At 73.2% G+C, this 23,635-nt stretch carries 18 protein-coding genes; 13 read left to right on the forward strand and 5 right to left on the reverse strand.

The window, feature by feature from the left end; genetic code table 11:
• Window positions 1-143: 143 nt before the first annotated feature.
• Window positions 144-440, forward strand: a complete 297-nt coding sequence (locus HNP84_RS30535) for a hypothetical protein (protein ID WP_246518926.1) — start codon at window positions 144-146, stop codon at window positions 438-440.
• 580 nt (window positions 441-1,020) lie between these two features.
• Here HNP84_RS30535 and HNP84_RS30540 read toward each other — a convergent pair.
• Complete coding sequence (locus tag HNP84_RS30540) at window positions 1,021-1,752, reverse strand: DUF427 domain-containing protein (RefSeq protein ID WP_185053379.1); 732 nt, start codon at window positions 1,750-1,752, stop codon at window positions 1,021-1,023.
• A 153-nt stretch (window positions 1,753-1,905) separates the two neighbouring features.
• Between HNP84_RS30540 and HNP84_RS30545 the strand changes: the two genes are divergently transcribed.
• From HNP84_RS30545 to HNP84_RS30555, 3 genes are read left to right on the forward strand one after another with little or no spacing between them, the layout of a single operon-like run.
• Window positions 1,906-3,435 (forward strand): circularly permuted type 2 ATP-grasp protein, encoded by a 1,530-nt coding sequence (locus tag HNP84_RS30545; protein ID WP_185053380.1) that lies wholly within the window; start codon window positions 1,906-1,908, stop codon window positions 3,433-3,435.
• On the forward strand, window positions 3,432-4,394 hold the full coding sequence (locus HNP84_RS30550) for an alpha-E domain-containing protein (protein ID WP_185053381.1): 963 nt from the start codon (window positions 3,432-3,434) through the stop codon (window positions 4,392-4,394). The genes HNP84_RS30545 and HNP84_RS30550 overlap by 4 nt, the downstream gene beginning before the upstream one ends.
• Complete coding sequence (locus HNP84_RS30555) at window positions 4,391-5,251, forward strand: transglutaminase family protein (protein WP_221336925.1); 861 nt, start codon at window positions 4,391-4,393, stop codon at window positions 5,249-5,251. Before HNP84_RS30550 ends, HNP84_RS30555 begins: the two co-directional genes overlap by 4 nt.
• Before the next feature lie 6 nt (window positions 5,252-5,257).
• On the opposite strand, the gene HNP84_RS30560 is transcribed toward HNP84_RS30555, so the two are convergent.
• Complete coding sequence (locus tag HNP84_RS30560) at window positions 5,258-6,631, reverse strand: APC family permease (RefSeq protein ID WP_185053383.1); 1,374 nt, start codon at window positions 6,629-6,631, stop codon at window positions 5,258-5,260.
• A 213-nt stretch (window positions 6,632-6,844) separates the two neighbouring features.
• Here HNP84_RS30560 and HNP84_RS30565 point away from each other — a divergent pair, with 213 nt between their 5' ends.
• Window positions 6,845-7,249: a DUF8711 family protein gene (locus tag HNP84_RS30565; RefSeq protein WP_185053384.1), complete on the forward strand. Its 405-nt coding sequence runs from the start codon at window positions 6,845-6,847 to the stop codon at window positions 7,247-7,249.
• Window positions 7,250-7,929: 680 nt separating this feature from the next.
• Complete coding sequence (locus HNP84_RS30570; protein ID WP_246518927.1) at window positions 7,930-9,831, forward strand: DUF2079 domain-containing protein; 1,902 nt, start codon at window positions 7,930-7,932, stop codon at window positions 9,829-9,831.
• Window positions 9,832-9,835: 4 nt separating this feature from the next.
• Here the strand turns inward: HNP84_RS30570 and HNP84_RS30575 are convergent, their stop codons facing one another.
• Complete coding sequence (locus HNP84_RS30575) at window positions 9,836-10,954, reverse strand: glycosyltransferase family 4 protein (RefSeq protein ID WP_185053385.1); 1,119 nt, start codon at window positions 10,952-10,954, stop codon at window positions 9,836-9,838.
• 87 nt (window positions 10,955-11,041) lie between these two features.
• Here HNP84_RS30575 and HNP84_RS30580 point away from each other — a divergent pair, with 87 nt between their 5' ends.
• The 3 genes from HNP84_RS30580 to HNP84_RS55355 all read left to right on the forward strand — a co-directional run bounded on the left by HNP84_RS30580 (window position 11,042) and on the right by HNP84_RS55355 (window position 16,675).
• A complete protein-coding gene (locus HNP84_RS30580) occupies window positions 11,042-11,878 on the forward strand; it encodes a PIG-L deacetylase family protein (protein ID WP_312926052.1) in 837 nt (278 codons plus the stop codon).
• Between the two features lie 44 nt (window positions 11,879-11,922).
• Complete coding sequence (locus HNP84_RS30585; RefSeq protein ID WP_185053387.1) at window positions 11,923-12,993, forward strand: lysylphosphatidylglycerol synthase domain-containing protein; 1,071 nt, start codon at window positions 11,923-11,925, stop codon at window positions 12,991-12,993.
• 256 nt (window positions 12,994-13,249) lie between these two features.
• The gene (locus HNP84_RS55355) at window positions 13,250-16,675 is read left to right on the forward strand and encodes an ATP-binding protein (protein WP_185053388.1); all 3,426 of its coding nucleotides are present in this window, start codon (window positions 13,250-13,252) and stop codon (window positions 16,673-16,675) included.
• Window positions 16,676-16,728: 53 nt separating this feature from the next.
• Here the strand turns inward: HNP84_RS55355 and HNP84_RS30595 are convergent, their stop codons facing one another.
• Window positions 16,729-17,268: a hypothetical protein gene (locus HNP84_RS30595; RefSeq protein WP_185053389.1), complete on the reverse strand. Its 540-nt coding sequence runs from the start codon at window positions 17,266-17,268 to the stop codon at window positions 16,729-16,731.
• Window positions 17,269-17,490: 222 nt separating this feature from the next.
• Here HNP84_RS30595 and HNP84_RS30600 point away from each other — a divergent pair, with 222 nt between their 5' ends.
• Both HNP84_RS30600 and HNP84_RS30605 read left to right on the forward strand, forming a co-directional pair.
• Entirely contained in the window at window positions 17,491-18,018 is a 528-nt protein-coding gene (locus HNP84_RS30600; RefSeq protein ID WP_185053390.1) for a DedA family protein, read from the forward strand.
• A 126-nt stretch (window positions 18,019-18,144) separates the two neighbouring features.
• Window positions 18,145-19,041 carry a D-alanyl-D-alanine carboxypeptidase family protein gene (locus HNP84_RS30605; RefSeq protein WP_246518928.1) on the forward strand — a complete coding sequence of 299 codons (897 nt, stop codon included), beginning with the start codon at window positions 18,145-18,147 and terminating at the stop codon, window positions 19,039-19,041.
• Window positions 19,042-19,059: 18 nt separating this feature from the next.
• Here the strand turns inward: HNP84_RS30605 and HNP84_RS30610 are convergent, their stop codons facing one another.
• Complete coding sequence (locus HNP84_RS30610; RefSeq protein WP_312926056.1) at window positions 19,060-19,863, reverse strand: TrmH family RNA methyltransferase; 804 nt, start codon at window positions 19,861-19,863, stop codon at window positions 19,060-19,062.
• Between the two features lie 261 nt (window positions 19,864-20,124).
• Between HNP84_RS30610 and HNP84_RS30615 the strand changes: the two genes are divergently transcribed.
• Both HNP84_RS30615 and HNP84_RS30620 read left to right on the forward strand, forming a co-directional pair.
• Window positions 20,125-20,691 carry a cation efflux transmembrane domain-containing protein gene (locus tag HNP84_RS30615; protein ID WP_221336927.1) on the forward strand — a complete coding sequence of 189 codons (567 nt, stop codon included), beginning with the start codon at window positions 20,125-20,127 and terminating at the stop codon, window positions 20,689-20,691.
• Between the two features lie 843 nt (window positions 20,692-21,534).
• Window positions 21,535-23,247 (forward strand): substrate-binding and VWA domain-containing protein, encoded by a 1,713-nt coding sequence (locus tag HNP84_RS30620; RefSeq protein WP_185053394.1) that lies wholly within the window; start codon window positions 21,535-21,537, stop codon window positions 23,245-23,247.
• The last annotated feature ends 388 nt before the right edge of the window (window positions 23,248-23,635 follow it).

Here is a 23,635-nt window from a genome sequence, read left to right on the forward strand (position 1 = left end):
AAACTCGCGCAAAATCCACGAGTTACCCGCGAGATTCCTAGGTAGTCCTCGTAACCCGCGCCCAGAGCACGATTGCCGGTCGCCCGGAGCAAGCCGCACCCTGCAAAGGACCCAACCTCCCCACGCCGGCAGGAGTGATCAGCATGAATGCGGACAGCCACGCCATGACGGCCGATGCGGTGGATCACCTGCAGCGCCTGGCGCTCCAGTTGGAGGCCCACGCCTTCCAGGTGGAACTGAAGTCCCGGACCGGCCTGTTCCCGCGGCTGCACGTCATCAACCCGATGAATCCGGCTCGCACCGAAGACGTGTTCGCCGCGCACGAGGACGGCGGCGAGTGGTGGTTCTGGCTGTCCTGGGCGGGCCGGATCGGACAGGCCGAGGACGTCGCCACCGCGGCCGAGCGGATCGCCAGCGTCCTGCACGTGATCCGCCGCTGACCCGGCGCCCACATGACGCGGCCACGGCCCGGCCGCCCGCGCCGGGCCGTGCCCCTCGCCGCACCCACGCGCCGGACGGCACCCCTCGCCCGCGCCCTCGCGACGGACGGCCCACCGCCCGTACCCGCGCGCCGGACAGCACCCTCCGCCCGCACCCACGCGCCGGACTGCACCCCCGTCCGTACCCGCGCCCCGGACGGCACCCCCGCCCGCGCCCCTGCGGCGCGACCGGCACCCTCGCCCGCGCCCCTCGGCGCGGGCCGGACATACAACCGCGCGCCGGGGGTAGCGGTGCGGTGGCCCCGAAGAGGAGGTGGACTCCTTTGAAGCGAAGCCGGATCACCACGCAACGTCCCAGACCACCGCGCAGGCCGGACCCACTCGACCTGCGCACCCCGTCAGGACGCCCCATGCCGTTCTGAGCCTCGATTCCGGCCCTCGGACCCTCGGCTCCGAGCCTCAGCCGAGCCTCAGCCGAGCCTCGGCCAAGCCCCAGCCGAACTCAGTCCTCGGCCGAGCCCCAGCCAGCCTCAGGCGAACTCAGGCGAACTCAGCCGGACTCGGCCGGACTCGGCCGGACTCAGGCGAACGGCGACTTGGGCCGCTCCTGCAGCACCTCGTCCACGTAGATGTCGACCTTCTCGTTGTAGAACGAGACCAGACCCGCGATCTTCTGCGACTCGGGCAGCGGTGCCGGATAGGACCAGGCGTAGTCCTTGCGGCCCGCGACGCTCCAGTACACCGCCGTCCCCTTGTAGGGGCAGTGCGTGACGGTGTCGGTGGGCTCCATCAGGTCGAGCCGCACGTCCGTCTTCGGCAGGTAGTAGCGGGCGGGCAGGCCCGTCTCGAACAGGATGCGCGGGTTGTGCGAGTCGGCCACGGTCACGCCGTCGATCTCCACCCGCACCCGGCGGGAGCTGCTCAGGATGTCGATCCGGGTGTAGGGGTCGCGGGCGTGGTAGAAGACCTCCTCGTCCTCCTCGAACCACGCGTCCAGCTTGTCCCAGCGCAGCTTGACCCGGCCGCGCAGCTCCTCGATCGGCGAGTCCTCGTACACGACGGCGGCGTCCTCGCGCGATCCCAGCGAGTGCACCTTCCCGTCGCCCCGGCTCGGCGAGTGGTCGATCTCGCCCGTCGGCTTGAGCAGCCCGGCCTCGATGTCGGCGAGCGGGAAGTAGTAGGTGGGGTAGTACGGGCTCTCCCACACCATCAGGGCGGCGGTGGTGTCGGCCACCGGACGCCCGTCGAGGTAGGCGCGAATCCTCTTGGCCGTGGGCTCGATGCGCACGCGGCCACGCTTGGTCGGCTCCATGCCCGCCACAACCCGCGCGCCCGCCCGCTTGTTCCGCGCACCGCCGCATTCCACCCGGCGGCGGGGCTGCCCGCCGGGGGCAGGCCCGACCCGGTGGAACACCCGAAACACCTGAGTAGTCCCGCCGAAACATGGGTTTCCTACGCTCCGGACATGGCGGACATTTTTGACGCATATGCCATGGCCGGGGCGTGGGATGAGATGTTCGAGCGGCCGGGCGTGGCTCGCCCGCCGTACCAGGCGCTGTTCGCCGCGCTGCAACCGCTCGGGGCCGAGGAGCTGCGCTTCCGCGCCGACCAGCTCGCCCGGGTGTTCACCGACCGGGGCGTCACCTTCGACTACGCCGGCGAGGAGCGGCCGTTCCCGCTCGACCTGATCCCCCGGGTCATCGACGCCCACGAGTGGGACCTGATCTCCCGGGGGGTGCGCCAGCGGGTCAGGGCGCTGGAGGCGTTCCTCGACGACGTCTACGGCGAGCGCGCCGTGTTCCGCGACGGCGTGGTCCCGTGGCGGCTGCTGCACTCCTCGCCCCACTTCCACCGGGAGGCGGCCGGGCTCCGGCCGCCCAACGGCGTACGGGTGCACGTGGCCGGCGTGGACCTGATCCGCGACGAGCACGGCGACATGCGCGTCCTGGAGGACAACGTGCGCACGCCGTCCGGGGTCAGCTACGTGCTGGAGAACCGGCTCGCCATGACCCGGACCCTGCCCGCGCTGTTCGCCGAGCAGCCGGTGCGCCCGGTGGACGAGTACCCCGCCCGGCTGCTGGCCGCGCTGCGCAACGCCGCCCCCGAGGGCGTCGCCGACCCCACCGTGGTCGTGCTCACGCCGGGCATCTACAACGCCGCCTACTTCGAGCACGCCCTGCTCGCCCGCCTGATGGGCGTCGAACTGGTCGAGGGCCGCGACCTGGTGTGCGAGAACAACCGCGTCCACATGGTCACGACGTACGGGCGGCGGCCGGTGCACGTGATCTACCGCCGGGTGGACGACGACTTCCTGGACCCGCTGCACTTCCGCGCCGACTCCACCCTCGGCTGCCCCGGCCTGCTCAACGCGGCCAGGGCCGGGCACGTCACGATCTCCAACGGGGTCGGCAACGGCGTGGCCGACGACAAGCTCATCTACACGTACGTGCCCGACCTGATCCGCTACTACCTGGCGGAGGAGCCGCTGCTTCGCAACGTCGAGACCTACCGCCTGGAGGACCCCGAGGTGCTGCACCAGGTCGCCGACTCCCTGCACGAGCTGGTGCTCAAGCCGGTGGACGGCGCCGGCGGCAAGGGCATCGTGATCGGCCCGCGCGCCGCCCCCGAGCGGCTCGCCGAGCTGCGCGAGGCCGTGCTCGCCGACCCGCGCGGCTGGATCGCCCAGCGCCCGGTCGCCCTGTCCACCTCGCCCACCCTGATCGGCGACCGGCCCGCGCCCCGCCACATCGACCTGCGCCCGTTCGCGGTCAACGACGGCGACGACGTGTGGCTGCTGCCCGGCGGGCTCACCCGCGTCGCGCTGCCGGAGGGCGAGCTGGTGGTCAACTCCAGCCAGGGCGGCGGCTCCAAGGACACCTGGGTCCTGTTCGACCGGCCCGACCCCGCGCCCCCGCCGCCCGCCGTGCCGGCGCCGCGCCCGGCGCAGTGGACCCCGAGCCGCACCGCGTCCTGGGATGGGGAGCAGCAGCAATGAGCGGGCACGGAGACCGGGGCCTGCTGAGCCGGATCGCCGAGACGCTGTACTGGATCGGCCGCTACGTCGAGCGGGCCGACGACACCTCCCGCCTGCTCGACGTCTCGGTGCACCGGCTGCTGGAGGAGCCGTGGCGCGACGAGGACGAGGCGTGCCGGGCGCTGTTCGCGATCCTGGGCATCCAGCACGACAGGCCGGAGCGGCTGAGCGTGGCCACCCTGATCGACCGGCTCGCCTTCGACGTCACCGACCCCAGCGCCATCGCCGGGTGCCTGCGCTCGGTGCGCGAGAGCGCGCGCGGCGTACGGGAGATCATCTCCAGCGAGGCGTGGGAGTGCCTGAACGTCACCTGGCACCAGCTCCCCGCCCGGCAGGCCGCCGCCGACCGGCTCGGGCCGCACGGCTACCTGAGGTACGTCCGCGAGCGGGCCGCGCTGTTCTTCGGGCTCACCGACGCGACCATGAGCCGCGACGACGGGTGGCGGTTCATCGTGCTCGGCCGCAGCCTGGAGCGGGTGGACATGACCGCGCGGCTGCTCGCGGCGCACCAGCACGGCGACCGGCGGCTGCTGCTCCAGGCGTGCGGCGCCGACGAGTCCTTCACCCGCACCCACGGCGGGGGCGGCGACATGGAGCGGGTGCTGGAGTTCCTGCTGCTGGACCGGCTGTTCCCGCGCTCGGTGATGCACGCGCTGGCCACGGCCGAGGAGCTGCTGGCCGAGCTGGTGCCCGACACCGGCCGCGCCGGGGTGACCGACGCGGCGCGCGCCGCCGTCGGCCGGGCCCGGATGGAGCTGACCTACGCCGACGCCGACAGCCTGGGCGACGGGCTGCCCGAGCTGCTGGTCGGGCTCCAGGAGGCGTGCGTGGTGGCGAGCGAGGCGATCAGCGAGCGGTTCTTCAGGCACAACGCGCCCGGCCGCTGGGAACGGGAGGGGCAGCCGTGGGCTGGCGTATGAGGATCAGGCACCTGACCAGGGTCGAGTACGACGGCGAGGCGCGCTCGTCGTACAACGAGGTGCGCATGACGCCGCTGGACGACGGCGTACAGACCACGCTGGCGAGCCGGATCATGGTGCGCCCGCCGGTGCCGGTGTGGACCTACCGCGACTACTGGGGCACCACCGTGAGCGTCTTCGACCTGGCGCCCCCGCACGCCGGGCTCACGGTCGAGGCGATCAGCCGGGTGGAGACCTCCGGCCCGCGCCCGCTGCCCGCCCCGCCGACCTGGTCGCAGCTCACCGGCATGCTCACCGGCACGGTCAGCGGCACGGTGACCCGCACGGACGGCGCGCTGGGCGAGCTGCTGCGCCCCACCCCGATGACCACGATCACCGACGAGGTGGCCGGGATCGGCCGGGCCCAGACCGGCGGGCGCGATCCGCACGAGGCCGCCGCCGCCATCGCCGCGGCCGTCGCCGGGCGGGTGGCGTACGTGCCCGGCTCGACCGGCGTGCAGACCTCGGCGCAGGAGGCGTGGGAGCAGGGCCAGGGAGTCTGCCAGGACATGGCCCACCTCACCGTGGCGCTGCTGCGCGCCGCGGGCCTGCCCGCGAGGTACGTCTCCGGCTACCTGCACCCCGCCACCGACGCCAAGATCGGCGAGCCGGTGGACGGCCAGAGCCACGCCTGGGTGGAGTACTGGGCCGGCGACTGGGTGCCGCTCGACCCCACCAACCGGCTCCCGGTGGGCGAGGGCCACGTCGTGGTGGCCCGCGGCCGCGACTACTCCGACGTGCCCCCGCTCAAGGGGATCTACCAGGGCCCCGGCGGCGGCAGGCAGGAGGTCAGGGTGACGGTGACCCGCCTGGCGTAGCCGGGCTCACAGCCCGCCCCGGTCCAGATGGGCCGGGTCGATCCGCTCCAGCCGTCCCACCACGATCCGGTTCACCAGCCACAGCACCACGCCGATCGCGATCAGCACCGCCGCGCGCACGTACACGTCGAGCCCGCGCCCGGTGATCGGCAGGGCGAGCGCCGCGCACACCACCGCGCCGAGGACCGGGGCCCAGGTCGGCGCCCGGAAGTGCGCGTGCTCGGACCTCTCGCGGCGCAGCACCAGCACCGAGACGTTGACCAGGGTGAACACGCACAGCAGCAGGAGCACGGTGGTGTCGGCCAGCCCGCCCACGTCGCCGGTGCTCACCAGCACCACGGCGATGGCGACGGTGAACAGGATCGCCACCCACGGCGTGGCCCGGGTCGGGTGCACGATCGCGAACGCCCTCGGCACGATCCGCTCGCGTGCCATGCCGTAGACCAGGCGGCTGGCCATCAGCATGTTGATCAACGCGGTGTTGCCCACCGCGAGCAGCGCGATGAGCGCGAACAGCTTCGGCGGGAACGACAGCCCGGCGACCCTGACCACTTCGAGCAGCGGCCCGGAGGAGGTGCGCAGGGTTTCGGTGTCCACCAGCATGGTCGCGGTGAACGCCACCGCCATGTAGATCAGCGCGGCGACGACGAGCCCGCCGAACAGCGCCCGCGGGAAGTCACGCTGCGGGTCCTTGGCCTCCTCGGCGAGGTTCACCGAGTCCTCGAAACCGAGCAGGGCGTAGAAGGCCAGCGCGGTGCCGCCGAGCACGCCGAGGAACGCGCCGTGGACCGGGTGGAACTCCAGCGCCCGCGCCGGCTCGCCGTCGCCGACGATCAGGGCGTACACGCCGATGGCGATGATCACCAGCAGGCCGAACGCCTCGATGAGCGTCAGCACGACATTCACCCGCACCGACTCGGAGATGCCGGCGAAGTTGACCAGGGTGATGAGCCCGAGGAAGATCAGCGCCCCGACGACCGTGGGCAGTGAGACGAACTCGGCGAGATAGTCGCCGCCGAACGCCCGCGCCGCGGCGCTCGCCGAGGTGATGCCGCTCATCATCACCGCGAAGGCCACGATGAAGGTCACGAACGGCACCGCGAACGCCTTGTTGACGTACAGCGCCGCCCCGGCCGCCCGGGGATACTTGCCCACCAGCTCGGCGTACGCGGTCGCGGTCAGCGCCGCCAGCACGAACGCCACCAGGAACGGCACCCACAACGCCCCGCCCACGTGCCCGGCCACCTTGCCGGCCAGCGCGTAGATGCCCGCACCGAGGATGTCGCCCACCACGAACAGCAGCAGCACCTTGCGTCCGATCACCCGCCGCAGCGAGTGCCGCTCGGCCCCTTGTTCTTCCGTGTGCGCTCCGGTCTCCATCACACCGGCTCTATTACCCACCGCTAGGAATGATCTACCAACCGTGATGGCGTGGTTTCCCTGGCGCGGGGTGTCAGCGCCCCGTAAGCCCCTGTTGGCGCTGTGTAAGTGATCCGCAAGCACCCGTTCCTAACGTTCCCTTCGTCGCAGACGAGCTCCGCGCCGCGCCCCTCCCCGGACAAGCCGGCCCGGAGATGTCGCATAAATCAGGAAATGAAAGTAGGCAGTTACATGTTCAGCGTCCTCTCCCGCCGAACCCTCGCCATCGCGGCCGTCGCCGCCGCCCTCGTCGGCACCGCCGCCTGCGGCCCCGGCGCCGACACCAGGGCCACCTGCGCCGAGGCCCAGAAGATCATGACCGAGTTCCCGAACAAGCTCAGCGCGAGCGTCGCCGACCCGGCCTCGTTCAACAAGGCCACCGATGAGCTGGCCGCCGACCTGAAGGCCCTGGCCGACAAGTCCGACGGCGACCTCGCCGGCGCGCTGACCGACCTGTCCACCCTGTTCGGCGCGGTCAAGATCGACGCGTCCAACCCGGCCGCCGCGACCGCCAAGCTCACCGAGCTCTCGACGAACGCCCAGAACGCCGCCGTCAAGCTCGGCCAGGCCTGCACCTGATCGGCCCCCGGCACCGACACCCCTCGGCCGCCGCCCCGTCCCCAGGACGGCGCGGCGGCCGTCGCCTGTGCGGGGGATGTACGCGCCATGCGGCGGGGAGGTCCGCCGCACGGCACGATGTACGTTTCACACCCCCGCTCCGCACGCCCTCAATGACCGCCCGCGAATACCGCCCCGACAATCCGCATATTCCCGGCTCACTCCTTCAATAGCGACATCATCCGGGATTACCCCATAGCGCATTAGAAAGCGCCATGGTGCGACATTTCGCGCGATCCAATAGCCTGTCCGCCGTGACCGGCGAGACCACCGCCAGTGAGGCGACCCCCGACAACACCCCCAAGGCGGCCCCCGACGCTGGCGGCACGGCCACGCATGTCCCCGGGAGTGCCGGAGAGATCGACGGCAGCGCCACACACGTCGGCAACGCGGCCAAAGCCGACACCGCCACAGCCCGGGAGGGAACCGCCACGCACCCGGAGGGAACCGCCACAGGCCCGCAGGGAACCGCCACGGCCCCGCAGGGAACCGCCACGCACCCGGAGGGAACCGCCACAGGCTCGCAGGGGACCGCGACGGCCCCGAAGGGGACCGACACAGGCCCGCAGGAGACCGCCACGCACCCGGAGGGAACCGCCACGCGCCCGCAGGGGACCGCCACGGCCCCGCAGGGGACGGCCATGGCCGTGCGCGGACCCGATACCGGCATCGCCGGCGCGACCACGGCGGCCACGCAGCCAGACGGCGCGCCTCCTGCCCTCGCCTCCACCACGACCACCGCCGCCAACGGCGCGATCACCGGCCGCATCGAGCCGGCCGCCGACGGCCCCCGGACCGCCGCCGCTGACCGAGGAAGCGCCGGCTCCGACACCACCGACCCCGACACGACCACCGACCCCGACATGACCACCGGCTCCGACACGACCACCGGCTCGGACCCCGACGGCGGCGGGGTGACCGTCGGCCACCCGCACGGGACCGCCACGCGAGCGCCCGCGACAGACCCGGAGCCGCAGCCGGGACCGGGACCGGAGCCGGATCCAGCGGAGCAGCGGGACCAGGATGGCCGGGGGGACCAGGCCGATCCGGGGGAGCGGGAGGGCGCCGCCCGGGAGCGTGCGGGTGGGGTGCGGGAGCGGGTTCGGGGCGTGGTGGGGCGGGTGCGGCGGGGCGAGGTGCCGCGGGAGGTGTGGGGGGTCGGCGGGGTGACGCTGGCCGGGGCGGTCATCTGGGCGGTGCTGGGGCTGGTCAAGCTGCACACCTTCAAGGCGAGCACGTTCGACCTGGTGATCTTCGACCAGGCGGTGCGGGCGATGGCGCACTTCGAGGCCCCGGTCAGCGCCGCGCGCGGGGTCAGCCTGGACCGCGGCATGGACTTCGTGCAGCTCGGCGAGCACTTCTCGCCCATCCTCGGCGCGCTCGCGCTGCTCTACTGGCTCCACGACGGGCCCGCCACGCTGATCGTGGCGCAGGCGGTGCTGTTCGCGCTGGCGACCCCGTTCATCTGGGTGTTCACCCGGCGGGTGCTGGGCACGGCCCCGGCCTACCTGGTCGCCGTGGCGTACGTGCTGTCCTGGCCGATCGCGCAGGCCGCCAACTTCGACTTCCACGAGGTCGCCTTCGCCCCCCTGCTCATCGCGATCATGATCGAGCGGTACCAGGCGGGCAGGCTGCGGGCCTGTGCCATCGCGGCGATCCTGCTTCTGCTCGTGAAGGAGGACATGGGGCTGCTGGTCGCCGGGTTCGGCGCGTACGCGTTCGTGGCCGGCCAGCGCCTCGAAGGGTGCAGCTTCGCGCTCATGGGCCTCGGGTGGACGATGCTCGTGCGCGGCTTCCTGATCCCGGCCGTGGGCGGCGACCCGAACATGTACTGGGCGTACAACCATCTCGGCGCGGACGCCCCGCAGGTGCTCAAGACCGTGGTCACCGAGCCGCTCAGGGTGATCGGCACCTTCCTCACCCCCGAGGAGAAGTGGGACACGCTGGCGATCATGCTGTGGCCGACGCTCCTGCTGTGCCTGTTCTCGCCGCTGACGCTGATGGCGGTGCCGCACTTCCTGGAGCGCATGCTGTCCGACCGGATGCACTGGTGGGTGACCGACTTCCACCACAGCGCGTTCACCGTGGTCATCCTGCTGTGCGCCGGCGTGGACGGGCTGTCCAGAGTGCTGGCCTGGATGAAGCGCCGGGACGACCGCGGGCTGGTGCTGAGCTGGTCGGTGGGCGTGGTGGTCGTGGCGGTCACGCTGCTGCCCAGATTCGCCCTGGACCAGCTCGCCCACCCGACCTTCTACCAGCGTGACGCCCGCGCCACCGCCGCCGCGGAGGCCGCGGCCATGGTGCCGTCGGGCGTGGTGGTCGAGGCGGTCAACTCCGTCGGCCCGGCCCTGTCAGGCCGCGCCACGGTCCTGCTGCTGGACCACACCCCGCGCCAGGCGCCCTGGGTGATCGCCGACACCGCGCGGGCGGAGTTCCCCTTCGGCGCGGTCGAGCAGCAGCAACAGCGGGTGGCCGAGCTGCGCGCGCAGGGCTACCGGACCGTCTTCGAGCGCGAGGGCCTGGTCGTGCTGCACCGTCCCTGAGCCGCTAACGACCCCGGTACGTACGGTGCGCGGCGCGGTCGCGGGCCTGGTCGTAGCAGCGCTCGAAGCCCTCCAGGACGACCGGCCAGGAGCATCGGGACGGCTCGGTCCCGCGGTTGTGCTCGGCGATCAGTTCGCGCAGTTCGCGGTCGGTGGCCAGGCGGACGACCGAGGACACCAGTTCGTCGAAGTCGCGTCCGAGGAGTCCCTCCTTGCCGGGGCGGACGAAGTCGGCCACGCCGCTCTGGGCCCTGGCCACCACGGGTACGCCCGCCGCACGGGCCTCCAGCGCGGCCAGGCCGAAGGACTCGCGCGGGGCGGGGGCCACGAACACGTCGGCCTCGGCGAGCAGTTCGCGGATGCGCTCCCTGGGATACCTGCCCGGCAGCGACACCCACCCCGTCATGCCGTGCTTGGCGAGGTAGCGCTCCATGGACGCGCGGGCGGGGCCGTCGCCGACGATCGTGGCGCGCAGGTCGGCCCGGCGGCGGGCCTCGCGGAGCAGCCTGAGCAGGCGTACGGGCTGCTTGCGGGGGGCCAGCCTGCCCACGGCGACGACGTGCACGGGCTCCCCTTGGGGGGCGCGGCGCACGGGGCCGGTGGGGCGCCAGCCGGAGACGTCCAGGCCGTTGGAGACGACGTGCACCGGCACCTGGCGTCCGGCCACGGCGCGGATCGGGCGGGCCGCCGCCTCGCTCACGGCGGTGCCGACCAGGCCCCAGCCCTGCCACTCGAAGGCGCCGCGCAGCGCGTGGTAGAGGCCGCGGGTCACCGGGTCCCACATGCTGTGCACGGTGACCACGGCGGGCAGGTGGGCCCGCGCCGCAGCACGCGCCCCCATCCAGGCGAACGGCGAGACCGCACCGGCGTGCACGTGCACGACGTCGGGCCGCCTGGAGGTCATCAGGCGCAGCAGGTGCCCGACCCCGAACGGGTGCACGGGCAGGTCGAACGGCAGCCGCGCCACGATCCGGTGCACCCCCGGCAGATCCTCCCCCGGCGTCGCGGTGGCCACCTCGACGTCGTGCCCCGCCCCCCGCTGGGCGCGTACGAGATCGGCGACCTGAACCTCGATCCCCCCGAGCCGCGGCAGATAACAGTCAGAGATATGCAGAATCCGCACTGTGCGATTATGGCGCGCACCCGGGCCCGGCGCGCGGCGCCGACGCGGTGCGGATGCCATCCCCGCAGGTACGCGAGAATGGCGAGCGTGGCTTTGGGTACTGCGGTGTTCTTTCATGCTCATCCCGATGACGAGGCCCTGCTCACCTCCGGGACCATGGCGATGCTCGCGGCGCAGGGATACCGGGTCGTGCTCGTCGTGGCGACGGCCGGGGAGCGGGGGCTGGCCGATCTCGCGCCGGGCGACGCACTGGGCGAGGCGCGGATGGAGGAGCTGTACAAGTCGGCGGCGCTGCTCGGCTGCGCCCGCGTCGTACGGCTCGGGTACGCCGACTCCGGGCTCAGCGAGACCGGCGGCGTGGCGGAGGACCGGCCCGACAACGCGTTCATCGACGCCGACTCCGAGGAGGCGGCGCAGCGGCTGGCCGCCGTCCTGAAGGAGGAGAACGCCGAACTGGTGACGATCTACGATCCCGCGGGCGGATACGGGCATCCGGACCACGTGCAGGTGCACCGGGTCGGCAAGCGGGCGGCCGAGATCGCCGGCACTCCGATCGTGCTGGAGGCGACGGTCAACCGCGACCCGCTGCTGCGGGCGCTGCGCCTGGCGAGCCGGTTCTACACCTTCCCCCCGGAGTTCGACATGCGGACCTTCGAGCGGGCCTACTCCCCCGGCGAGGTGATCACGCACCGGGTCAACGTGCGCAGGTACATCAAGCAGAAGCGGGCCAGCATGGCCGCCCACGCCACCCAGGCGACCGGCGGCGACGGCACCCGCACCCTGGGCATGATGCTGCGCATCCCGGGGCCGCTGTACCGCCTGGTGTTCGGCACCGAGTGGTACGTACGCCGCGACCTGCCGCCCGGCGTGCGCCTGTCCCACCCGTTCGATCAGCCGAGCGAATCAGGCAAGAGTCGTCCTTAAGAAGGACGTCCCGGGCGTCGGCCACCCGGCAGACTGGGGTGGTTATGAAGAACAAGTGGGCGCAGATCGCACTGTCCGCCGCCTCGCTGGCGCTGGCCGTCACGCTCGTCCTCTTCCTGCCCGCGATCGTGCGCACGATGACCGGCAAGCACGTGTCGTGGGCCGAGATCGGCGCCGAGTTCTCCCGGATCAGCCCGGGGATGGTCGCGCTGATGGCCGTGATCTGGCTGGCCAGCCTGGGGGCGTACACGTTCGTGCTCACCGGCTCCCTGCCGGGCCTGACCCACTTGCAGGCGCTCACGCTCAACGCGGGGGGCAGCGCGGTCAGCAACCTGCTGCCGTTCGGCGGCGCGGCGGGCGTGGCGATGACGTTCGCGATGACCAAGGGCTGGGGGTTCAGCACCCGCTCGGTCGTGGTCTCCACGCTGGTCAGCGGGGTCTGGAACACGCTGTTCCGGTTCATCCTGCCCGCGGTGGGCATCCTGGCGCTGCTCCTGGCGGGCGAGGCGCCCAACCCCACGGTCGCCAAGGCGGGCTGGGTGGGGGCGTTGTCGATCCTGGGCCTGGTCGCGGTCGTCGCCGCGGCGCTCTACTGGGAGCGCGCCGCCGCCCTGCTCGGCCGCGCCCTGGACGCCCTGGTGGGCCTGCTGCCGCACCGGATCAGGCCGCGCGAGCACGCCGCGTCGTCGGCCCTGGCCAAGCTCCGCGGCGACACGGCGGGCATCGTGCACACCCGCTGGCCGGTCCTGTCGCTCGGCATGATCTTCTTCCTCGGCTTCCAGTGGCTGATCCTGGTGGCCTGCCTGCACGCGACGGGCGCCTACCCCGGCCTGGCGGAGTCGCTGGCCGCGTTCGCGCTGTCGCGGGTGCTCACCACGGCCCTGGTCACCCCGAGCGGGACGGGCATCATGGAGGCCGGCACGATCGCCCTATTGATCAAATTCGGCGCTCCGGCCCCAGATGCCACGGCCGCCGCACTCCTCTTCGGCTTCTGGACCTACACTATCGAAATCCCCTTCGGGGGCCTGGCGCTGGGCGCCTGGGCCCTCCTCCGCCGCCGCAACGGAACCGACCGCCAGGAAAGCGAAGTGGGGACCGCTCAGGTACGACTGTGAAGCGACCAAGGAGTTGTCATCCACGTGATGGTGCAAAGGGGGGCCCGCCGTCCTCGAAGCTCGGCCTTCGCGAACGCCGCGCCCCCGGCCCCGTGGTCGGATACCGCGACGAGCATTTGCACGAGCGGCGGGAGCCAAGCGACCAGAGCGACGAGGGAAGACACGACCCTCGGTGCGCGCAGGCCGCGCGCGTGCGGAGCACGCGCCATGAGCGCGATAGACACAACCTCTCGCCCCGCATAGCGTGGCGGCTGACATGGTGGCGTTCCGGGTTCTTGGGCCGGTCGAGGCTTACTCAGGCGACGACGCGATCGATCTCGGCGGGCTGCGGCAACGGGCCGTGCTCGCCCGGTTACTCGTCGCACGCGGGCAGGTCGTGCCGGTGGATTCCTTGCTCTACGACCTGTGGGACGACGACGCGGCCAAGGGCGCGCAGTCGGGGCTCCAGGTATACATCTCGCGGCTGCGGCGGGTGCTCGAACCCGGGCGGCCTCGCGGGGGGCCGAACCGGCTGCTGGTGACGGTCGCCTCCGGGTACGCCCTGCGGGCGACCCCGGACCAGGTGGACGCGCTGCGGTTCGAGGCCATGGTGCGCGCGGCGGGCGAGCACATGGAGGACGATCCCGCCTCCGCGCGGTCGATCCTGGCCAAGGCGCTGGACCTGTGGCGCGGCACCCCGTACTCCGACTTCGCCGACCAGCCGTGGGCCGAGGCCGAGGTGAACCGGCTGACGGAGCTGCGGCTGGTGGCGCGCGAGCGGCACGCCGACACCGGGCTGCGGCTGGGGATGCCGGCGGAGACGGTGCCCGACCTGGAGGCGATGACCTCCGAGCATCCGCTGCGCGAGGAGGGCTGGCGGCTGCTGGCGCTGGGCCTGTACCGGTCGGGCCGCCAGGGCGACGCGCTGGCGGCGCTGCGGCGCGCGCGTACGATCCTGTCCGACGAGCTGGGGATCGACCCCGGGCCCGCGCTGCGCAAGCTCGAATCCGACATCCTGGCGCAGGACCCCGGGCTGGAACTGGTCCCGCCGGCGCAGCGGGCGCCGGCGCGGCCGACGCCGATGGCCGAGACGTGGCCGCCGCGTCCGACGAGCGCGGCGGCGGCCGTGCCCGCCGACCTGCCGCCGCTCGAACCCGAGCCGTTCGTGGGGCGCGAGGCCGAGCTGGCCCGGCTGACGACCGCGGCCAAGCACACGGCCCGGTTCACGGTCGCGGTGATCAGCGGTGACGCGGGGGCCGGCAAGACCACGCTGATGCGGATGCTGCAGCGCCAGCTCACCGGCGACGGCTGGATCGCCGCGGCGGGCGCCTGCCCCGACAGCAGCGCGACCCCGCCCGGGTGGGCGTGGGTGGAGATCCTGCGCACGCTGGTGTCGATCACCGGCCCCGGCGAGTACGCCCAGCTCCTGGCGCCGCTGCTGGACGACACCGCGCCCGACCCCGACGACGACATCGCCTCGGGGGGCTTCCGGCTGCACCGGGCGGTGGGCGGCTATCTGTCGGCGGTCGCCAAGGAGACCCCGATCCTGCTCACCCTGGAGGACCTGCACTGGGCCGACACCCAGACCCTGGCGCTGCTGCGGGCGCTGCCGAGCCTGCTGGCGACGAGCCGGGTCGTGCTGGTGGTGACGGCCCGCGACAGTGAGCTGAACGACGAGCAGGCCGACGTGCTGGCCGCGCTGGCCCGGCTGGGCCCGGTGCGGGTGGGCCTGTCGGGGCTCGACCCCAAGGCGGTGGCCGAGCTGGTGCGGGCGACGTGCGTCCGCGAGGTGGACGAGGACGCGGTCAACACGATCGTGGAGCGCACGGGCGGCAACCCGTTCTTCGTCCGTGAGACCGTGCGCCTGCTCGACGCCGAGGCCGGGGCGATCCGCGCGGGCGAGCGGGCCACGGCGGCGGAGGTGCTGTCGGGGGTGCCCTCGGGCGTGCGCGACGTGCTGCGCCGCCGCATCGCCCGCCTGCCCAGCCAGGCGCAGCACATCCTGCTCCAGGCCGCGGTGATCGGCCGCGACGTGGACGTGGACGTGCTGGTGGACGTCGCCGGCGACGAGGACGCGGTGGTCGAGGCGGTGGAGGCCGCGCTGCTGGCGGGGCTGGTCACCGAGCCGGGGCCGGGCATGCTGCGCTTCGACCACGACCTGGTGCGCGACACGCTGTACTCCGACGCCTCCCGCCTGCGCCGCTCCCGGCTGCACGCGACCGTGGCGGCGGTGATCGAGCGGCGCAACCCGTCCGACGTCGCGGCGCTGGCCCACCACTACGACTCGGCCGGCACGACCGAGACCGCGGCCAAGGCGGTCCACTACGCGGGGCTCGCCGCCGAGCAGGCCGAGCGCCGCTTCGCCCACCGCGAGGCGGCGAAGTTGTGGGAGCGCGCCATCGCCGCCTTCGACCGGGCGGCGCAGGCGCCGGGGGCCGAGAAGGTCACCGGCGAGGAGCACACGCGCGAGCGGCTGCAGCTCCTGCTGCGGCTGATCAAGGCGCTGGGGCTGGCCGGCGACATGGCGGCGGCGCGCCGCCACCGCCGGGCGGCGATGGACGCCGCGCTGCCGCTCGGCGACATGGAGCTGACCGCGCGGGTGGCGGCGTCGCTGGCCGTGCCGCACAAGGGCATGGCGCGCGACTTCACCCGCACCGCGTGGGAGATCGTCGATGTGACCGAGCGGGCGCTGATCGAGCTGCCCGCCGAGGAGCAGGCGCTGCGCGCGAGCCTGCTGGCCACGCTGGCGCTGGAGCTGGAGGGCTCCGACGCCGACCGCGGGCGGGGCAGGCAGGCGTCGCTGGAGGCCGAGGAGCTGGCCCGGCGCAGCGGCGACCCGGCGCTGCTGGCGGTGGCGCTGAGCGGGCGGCTGCGCCAGTCGTACAACATCCCGGCGGTGGGCGAGCGTGAGGCGATCGGCCGCGAGCTGCTGGATGTGAGCAAGGAGTCCGGCCAGGTGGCGGTGCAGGCGCTGGCGCACCTGGTGCTGATGGAGTGCTCGGCGGCGCGGGGCGACTTCGCGGCGGCCGACGCGGAGGTGGAGGCGGCCGAACGGCTGGCCAAGCAGTACGACCTGCCCGCCCCGGCGGCGGTCGGCGCCTGGTACGCCGGGCAGCGGCGGATGATCGCCGGTGACTACCAGGGCGCCGAGCGGGCCTACCGCGAGGCGGCCCGGCTGACCGCGCGGGCCGGGATGCTGGAGGGCCGCCAGGACCTCCCGCTGATCACGGCGTTCTGCCTGCACCTGGTGGACGGGCGGGCCGCGCAGATGGTGGAGCCGCTGGCGGAGGCGCACCAGCGGGGCGCGAAGTGGACCCTCGACGCGTACGCGCTGGCGCTGGCCTCGGCGGGGCACGAGAAGGACGCGCGGGCGGTGGCGGCGGTGCGCACCCCGGTGCGTCCCGACTTCCTGTACGAGCTGGCCATGACGTGGCGGGCGCTGACCGGGATGCTGCTGGACGACCGGGTGCGCATGCAGGAGTCGTACGACACGCTGACCCCGTTCTCCGACCGGATCGCCGGGGCGGGCACGGGCGTGGTGGCGCTGTGGCCGGTCGCGCTGACCCTGGGCGATCTGGCGATCAGGCTGGGGCTGCCCGACGCGTCGCGGACGCACTACGAGAAGGCGCTCGCGGTGGCCGAGCGGGTCGGGGTGCCGCGGTGGGTGGAGGCGGCCAGGCGCGCGCTCGGGAACGGACACTGACCGCCGGCTCCCGGCCGCGCCCCCGTCGGGCGGGACGCGCCGGGGCCGGTCGGTCAGCAGCTCACCTGGAAGCGCTCGCTGCGCACCGCGCCGGCCCCTGTGACCGACAGTTCGACGCGGTACCAGCCGGGGTTGTTCACCACGCGCGGGTGCCACTCGGCGACCTTGCGGGCGCCGGCGAAGCCGGAGCGGGCGGTGAGGTAGGGCTTCCAGGTCTTGGTGGCCTCGCTCCAGCGCTGGAGGCGCCAGCCGTAAAGGACGGTGTCGTCCGGGTCGGGGTTGGCGACCACCGACTGCACGTGCAGCTCCTTGGCGCACGGGGCGGTGAAGCCGGCCGCGCTGACCGTGATGGTCCCGGTCTTGGGCAGGCGGTCGGTGGTGACGGGGACGGCGCGCGACTGGAGTGTGATCCGCTGCGCCGGGCGCTCCGGCGCCGAGGTGCCGGCATCGGTGGCCTGCGCGCTGACGGAGGCGTGCTGCGTCGCCTCCACCCCCACGTACGCGCCCGCGAAGGCCAGCGTCGCGACCAGCAGTTTGATCGCGTTCGTGGCTCCGCTCGCCGCCACCGGGCCCAGAATGTCCCGTCCGTTCATGACCGACACCTCCTTCGTCTCGCACTGTCAGGGTGCGCCGGGACGGTTGCCCCCGGCTTGACGTCCACTTGCAGGCGATTACGCGGAAGAACCACCGCGGTGGGGTGTGTTGTGGTATGGGGTGTTTCTTTCTCCCGGGGTGCGCCTCTGGGAAATGAGGTTAGGCTGACCTAAGATCAGGTTTGCACGGCCAGTGACTGCGATAGCGGGTGATGTTCGGACATGTCAGGAACCGGGCTGAGCATCCCAGCTCCGACGGAGGCGTCGCTGTTCGGGCTCCCCCTGTGGCTGGTGGTCGCCGTCGGCGCCGTCGCCCTGTTCGGCGCGTTCCAGGTCTACTACTGGGTGGGCCACTTCCTGGGCGAGCGCCTGTACGCCTCCCGCGTCGGCACGCGCATCGGACGCCACCGCATCCGCAAGGTCGAGAACGTCGTACGCCGCTGGGGCGCGCTCGCCGTCTACGCCTGCTTCTGGGTGCCTGTGCTCCGGCACAGCCTGCCCTGGGTGGCCGGCGTGCTGCGGGTCTCCTACCCCTGGTACGTCGTGGCCAGCGCGCTGGGCTGCCTGACCTGGGTGCCGGTCACCTCCTTCGGGCTGTACACCGTGATCTGGGGCTGGGTGGGCCTGGCCTCCCGCTCGCCGATCACGGCCGCCGTCGTGGCGGTCGCGGCGCTGGCCGCGCTCGCCGGGGTGACCGTGTGGCGCCGCCGCCGCAAGGCCGCGCCCGACGACAAGCTCGCCTCGGCCTGACCGTCTGGGGGCGCCGGACCCCCGCGGCACGCCCCTTACCCTTTGGCCACACCTGTCGAACGCTTGCCCCCCGCATGGCCGTGAGCGGCCGACATCTCCCGCTCCTCCCGTGTCACCATGGCGGTCATGCGTACCGTCTGTAGCCGCCTGGCCCTGATTCCGGCCGTGGTGGCGGCCTTCGCCGTGTCGGTCGCGTTCGCCCCGCCGCCCGCGCTCGCGTCGCCGGTTCGCGCGCCGGAGCGGACACCGGAGCGGGCGGCCGCCCCGGCGGTGCCGGGCCGCGCGGCGTACCTGCTCGACGCCACCACCGGCGAGGCCGTGTACGCCAAGCAGGCGAACCGCCGCATGCCGGTCGCGAGCCTGACCAAGGTGATGACCGCCTACGTCGTGCTGCGCGAGGCCGATCCGGCCGAGATCGTCAGGATCAGCGCGGCCGACGTGCGCCACGCCGCCGTCAACGGCGCGACCCACGCCTCGCTGCGCAAGGGCGAGCGGCTCACCGTACGCGACCTGCTGTACGCGCTCATGCTGCCCTCCGGCGCCGACGCCGCGCACGCCCTGGCCACCCGGTACGGCCCCGGCACCTCGCGCTTCGTGGCCAAGATGAACGCGACCGCCCGCGCGCTCGGCCTGCGCTCCACCCGCTACACCAACGCCGACGGCCTCCCCTCCCCCGGCGGCGGCGGATACTCCACGGCGGCCGACCAGGTCCACCTGGCCCGGATCGCGTTGGGCGACAGCACATTCCGCACGATCTCGGCCGCCGAGACCCACACCGTCCCGCGCACCGCCTGGCACCGCGCCCACACCTGGCGCAACAGCAACAAGCTGCTCGGCTCCGAGGGGGCGCTCGGCGTCAAGACCGGCTACACCCGCGCGGCTGGCTACTGCCTGCTGTTCGCCGCCGACCGCGGCGACAGCCTGGTGATCGGCGCCATCCTGGGCGACACCTCCGCCGACCGCCGCTTCACCACCGCGCGCCGCCTGCTCGACTGGTACGACACCGCCCGCGCCACGCTCTGACCCGCGCGCCGGTGAGGGTCAGGCCCGCCTGGTGAGCAGGTAGCAGGCGATCGAGGCCGCCGCCGCGACGTTGAGCGAGTCGACCTCGCCGCTCATCGGGATACGCACCGGCTCGTCGGCCTGCGACAGCCAGCGGGAGGACAGCCCGTCGCCCTCGGAGCCGAGCATCAGCGCGACCTTGCCGTCCCGCGCCCGCTCCAGCGCCTCCTCGATCGGGGCGGCGTGGTGCGCCGGGGTGAGCGCCAGCAGCCGGAACCCCGCGGCGCGCAGCTCGGCGAGCCCGCCGTGCCAGTCGTCCATGCGCGCGTACGGCACGCTGAACACGGTGCCCATCGAGACCTTCACGGCCCGCCGGTACAGCGGGTCGGCGCAGCGCGGCGACAACACCACGCCGCCCACGCCCAGCGCCGCCGCACAGCGCATGATCGCGCCGATGTTGCTGTGGTCCACGATGTCCTCCAGCACGACCACGCTGGAGGCCCCGGCCAGCAGCTTGCCCACCGGGGGCAGGGGCAGGCGCTCCATCGAGGCGAGCGCGCCGCGGTGCACCTGGAACCCGGCGACCTCGCGCATCACCTCGTCGCCGACGAGGTAGACCGTGACCCCGCCCAGGACGTCGGCCAGCGCCGGCAGCCACTTGCGGGTGAGCAGCACCGAGCGCGCGGGGTACCCGGCCGCCAGCGCGCGCCGGATCACCTTCTCGCCCTCGGCGATGAACAGGCCCCGCTCGGTTTCCAGGCTCTTGCGCAGTTCCACGTCGCGCAGCCGCGTGTAGTCGGCCAGCCGGGGGTCGGCGGCGTCGGCCACTTCCCGCACGTCCACCCGTGCATACTCGCACGTCCCGGACATGCTCCGTACGCCGCCGAAATGGTGCAGGAGTTGCGTGAGCTTTGCGTGAGAAGAGAGATACTCACGGTTAGTAGTGGGTAAGGTACGTAGCGCTGTCGAGGCCGGGGGTGGGGAGACGTAGTCATGGTGCCTGACCAACGTGTTCGCCCACGCCCGGCCGCGCCAGCACCCCCGCCCCGCCTCCACGCGCACCACCCCCACCCGAGCTGGGCCGGCGACGCGCGCCGGGCCCGCATGCTCTCCCTGGTCACGCTGTGCTGGCTGGGCGCCGAGAGCGGGCTGGCGCTGGCCGCCGGCTGGCACGCCGACTCCGCCGCGCTGCTCGGCTGGGGGCTGTCCTCACTCGTCGAGGCGCTGGCCAGCCTGATCGTGGTGTGGCGGTTCACCGGCTCGCGCACCCTGTCGCCGCACGCCGAGCGCACCGCCACCCGGGCGGTCGCGGTGAGCTTCTGGCTGCTCGCGCCCTACCTGGTCGTGCACGTCGCGCACGAGGTGGGCGCGGGCCACCGGGCCGCCCCCACGGTGCTCGGCATGGTCGTCACCACCGTCAGCCTGATCAGCATGCCGGCCCTGGGCCTGGCCAAGCGCAGGCTCGGCGCCCGCCTGGGCTCGCCGTCCACCGCGGGCGAGGGCACCCAGAACCTGCTGTGCGCGGCGGTCGCGGGCGGGGTGCTGATCGGCCTGTGGCTGAACACGATGGGCCTGTGGTGGGTGGACCCGGCGGTGGCGCTGCTGCTGGCGGGCGTCGCCGTACGCGAGGGGGTCAGGGCCTGGCAGGGACAGGCCGGCTGCTGCCACTGACCCACACCGTCACCCCCCACCCGCGGCCCGCCGCCATCGCGCGTCTCCCCGCCGCCGCGGATCAGGGTGAGCACGGTCACCGGGAGGCCGCGCGCGTACAGGGCCGCGGCCAGCTCCGGCCCGGCGCCGGGCCCGGCCAGCACCCGGCAGGTGCGCCGCGCCGCCGCGGCGATCTCCACCTCGCGCACCGCGCTCGACTCGCGCAGCACGCCCCGGATGACGCCCTCGCACTCGCGGGTGAGCCCGCCGAGATCGATCAGGACCAGGTCCCCCGCCTCCGACCGCGACGGCGCGGGCGCCGGCACGCCGGCCGGCGCCGGATGGTCGATCACCGCCCGCGCCGTGTCCCGTGCCTCCATGACCGCCGCCATGCGCGCCCCTCGTGAGCCCTTCGTCAGCCCGCCGCTCGCCGCACCGCCGGGACGGCCATTGCGCCCCCGACGGCTTCCGCAGCCCATGCCCCCCGGAGCGAGGCCATATCCCCCCGGAGCCCATTCCCCCCGGCTGCGTTACGCGACATATCGCGATATTGACCCTCACGATACAGAACGTGGGAGCGCTGTCAAGATGTATCGCGTGCCACGCCCGCCACCGGCGACGTACCGTCCAGCCCGCCGCCGCAGGACGTAATCGATGCAGCAAAACAGGAGTTTTGCCACAGTTAGCGTTCCCAGTATCGTTCCGTAAACATTGCGGACTATGACCCGATAGGGTGCCGCATCACCGGACCCGACCAACACCTAAGAGGACATTGTGGGCGGACGCCACCGGACAGACGAGCTCGACGACGGGTACCAGCAATTCCGCCAGGCGCCGGCACGCAGGCGTGGCGGGCGGGGCAAAGTGTTCGTCCCGCTCGCCGGAGCCGTCGCGCTCGCCGTCCTGCTCGGTGTCGCGGCGTTCGTGATCGTCAACCGCGACCGGGGCTGCGCCGGCGACGAACTGGCCCTGCGCGTGACCGCCTCGCCGGACATCCAGCCGGCGCTCTCGGCGGTCGCGGCCACGTTCAACGGCGCCAGGCACTCCGTGGACGGCCGGTGCGTACAGGTCTCGGTGAAGAAGGCCGACGCGTCCAGCGTGGCGGGCGCGCTCGGCGGCACCGGCGTCACCTCCGCCGAGGGCGCCGAGGCCGGCAAGGGCGGCACCGACGTGTGGGTCCCCGACTCCAGCCTGTGGCTGAGCCAGCTCCAGGCCAAGGGCGTCGAACTGCCGCGTCCCACGGCGTCGGCCGCGCACTCCCCGATCGTGCTCGTCGCCTCCCGCACGGTGGTGGCGAGCCTGAAGCAGAGCTTCGGCGCGGCGAGCTGGACCGGGCTGGTCTCGGCCGCCAACGTGGCCAACCCCGACGGCCTGGCCAGGAAGGTGCGCGTGCTCGCGCCCGACCCGGCGCGCAACGCGTCCGGGATGGGCGCGTTGATCGCCGCGTCCGGCGTGCTGCGCGAGAGCGGCCAGCAGGCCCAGCTCATCGGGGCGCTCAAGCAGCTCTCGCAGTCGCTCGCGCGCAGCCCGGACGCGCTGCTGGCCAGCCTGGACGTCAAGTCGGGGCGCGCGCCGATCGGCGTGTCCTCCGAGCAGGCGGTGTGGGCGTACAACACCACCAAGAAGCCGACCAACCCGGCCGTGCCGCTGTACCCGGCCGAGGGCACCCTCAACCTGGACTATCCCGTCGTCGTCCTGGCCAAGGACGCCGCGGTGACCAAGGCCGCCGCCGAGTTCACCCGGCAGCTCTCCACCGAGGCCGCCAAGACGGCCATCCGCAAGGAGGGCTTCCGCACCGCCGACGACAAGGCCGGCCCGGCGCTCGCCCCGGCAAGCGGCTTCGCCGCCAAGCCCCCCAAGGCCCTGGCCCTGCCGGACGCCAAGACGGTGGCGTCGCTGTCGCAGTCGTGGTCGCGGCTGAACCTGGGCACCCGGCTGCTCGCCCTGTACGACGTGTCGGGCACGATGGCGCTGCCCGTGCCGGGCACCGGCCAGGACCGGATGAGCGTCATCGCCAGGATCGCCGGTGAGGGCCTGAAGCTGTTCCCGCCCGACAGCGAGATCGGCGCGTGGGAGTTCTCCACCCACCTCGCCCCGAACGGCGCCGACTACCGCGAGATGGTGCCGGTCGGCCCGATCACCGAGACGATCAACGGCAAGCTGCGCAAGGACCTGCTGGTACAGCACCTGGCCACGATCAAGGCCAAACCCACCGGCGACACCGGGCTGAACGACACGCTGGCGGCGGCGTACGAGCGGATGACCGAGGAGTACCAGCCCGACAAGATCAACACCCTGCTGGTGCTCACCGACGGCGCGGGCAACGACGACCCCGACGGCGGCCTGTCCAACGCCGAGATCCTGCGCCGCCTGCGCGCGCAGTACGACGAGACCAAGCCGGTCAGCATCCTGATCATCGCCTTCGGTCCCGACGCCCCCAAGGGCAAGCGCACCATGGAGGCGCTGGCCAAGGCCACCGGCGGCGAGCTGTTCATCGCCAAGAACATCCTGGACGTGCGCAAGTTCTTCCTCCAGGGCATGGAGCGCCGCCTGTGCTCCCCGCACTGCGACGGCTGACCCGGGACCCCCACGCCACCGGCCTGGCGTAGGCGGGGGACGTACGGGGTCAGGCCGACAGGGCCCGGCGTGCCCGCGCGCCAGACGTACGCGGCACGCCCGGCCGCGCGCCGCCGCTCCCCCGCGCCGTACCCGCCGCCCCAGGGCGGGGACAGGCAGGCGGCCGTCCGCAACGCAACGCCGAACCCCGCTGCCACCGCGGACCGACAGGCGCCCGGCTATGGCCCGAACCCCACTGGTAACGCCATCCCCATAAATGCCGTAAAACCCCCCTAACCCCAGGTCATGCCGGGTTGTTATGCGTTCGTCAACCCGTCCGGAACCGGTCGCGTCCTACGCGTGTGGGGCCTGGAGCGGGCAGGTGAATTCTCCCGCCTACGTGCCCGTC

Origin of the sequence: Thermocatellispora tengchongensis, assembly GCF_014202315.1 — a bacterium.
GTDB classification, from domain to species: domain Bacteria; phylum Actinomycetota; class Actinomycetes; order Streptosporangiales; family Streptosporangiaceae; genus Thermocatellispora; species Thermocatellispora tengchongensis.

What these genes read in the sequence shown, in the direction of transcription:
- HNP84_RS30560 (WP_185053383.1), bottom strand. Translation starts at nt 6,631, where the DNA reads ATGGAGACCGGAGCGCACACGGAAGAACAAGGGGCCGAGCGGCACTCG.
- HNP84_RS30585 (WP_185053387.1), top strand. Translation starts at nt 11,923, where the DNA reads ATGAAGAACAAGTGGGCGCAGATCGCACTGTCCGCCGCCTCGCTGGCG.
- HNP84_RS55355 (WP_185053388.1), top strand. Translation starts at nt 13,250, where the DNA reads ATGGTGGCGTTCCGGGTTCTTGGGCCGGTCGAGGCTTACTCAGGCGAC.
- HNP84_RS30570 (WP_246518927.1), top strand. Translation starts at nt 7,930, where the DNA reads ATGGCCGTGCGCGGACCCGATACCGGCATCGCCGGCGCGACCACGGCG.
- HNP84_RS30540 (WP_185053379.1), bottom strand. Translation starts at nt 1,752, where the DNA reads ATGGAGCCGACCAAGCGTGGCCGCGTGCGCATCGAGCCCACGGCCAAG.
- HNP84_RS30555 (WP_221336925.1), top strand. Translation starts at nt 4,391, where the DNA reads ATGAGGATCAGGCACCTGACCAGGGTCGAGTACGACGGCGAGGCGCGC.
- HNP84_RS30535 (WP_246518926.1), top strand. Translation starts at nt 144, where the DNA reads ATGAATGCGGACAGCCACGCCATGACGGCCGATGCGGTGGATCACCTG.
- HNP84_RS30545 (WP_185053380.1), top strand. Translation starts at nt 1,906, where the DNA reads ATGGCGGACATTTTTGACGCATATGCCATGGCCGGGGCGTGGGATGAG.
- HNP84_RS30595 (WP_185053389.1), bottom strand. Translation starts at nt 17,268, where the DNA reads ATGAACGGACGGGACATTCTGGGCCCGGTGGCGGCGAGCGGAGCCACG.
- HNP84_RS30600 (WP_185053390.1), top strand. Translation starts at nt 17,491, where the DNA reads ATGTCAGGAACCGGGCTGAGCATCCCAGCTCCGACGGAGGCGTCGCTG.
- HNP84_RS30605 (WP_246518928.1), top strand. Translation starts at nt 18,145, where the DNA reads ATGCGTACCGTCTGTAGCCGCCTGGCCCTGATTCCGGCCGTGGTGGCG.
- HNP84_RS30565 (WP_185053384.1), top strand. Translation starts at nt 6,845, where the DNA reads ATGAAAGTAGGCAGTTACATGTTCAGCGTCCTCTCCCGCCGAACCCTC.
- HNP84_RS30550 (WP_185053381.1), top strand. Translation starts at nt 3,432, where the DNA reads ATGAGCGGGCACGGAGACCGGGGCCTGCTGAGCCGGATCGCCGAGACG.
- HNP84_RS30615 (WP_221336927.1), top strand. Translation starts at nt 20,125, where the DNA reads ATGCTCTCCCTGGTCACGCTGTGCTGGCTGGGCGCCGAGAGCGGGCTG.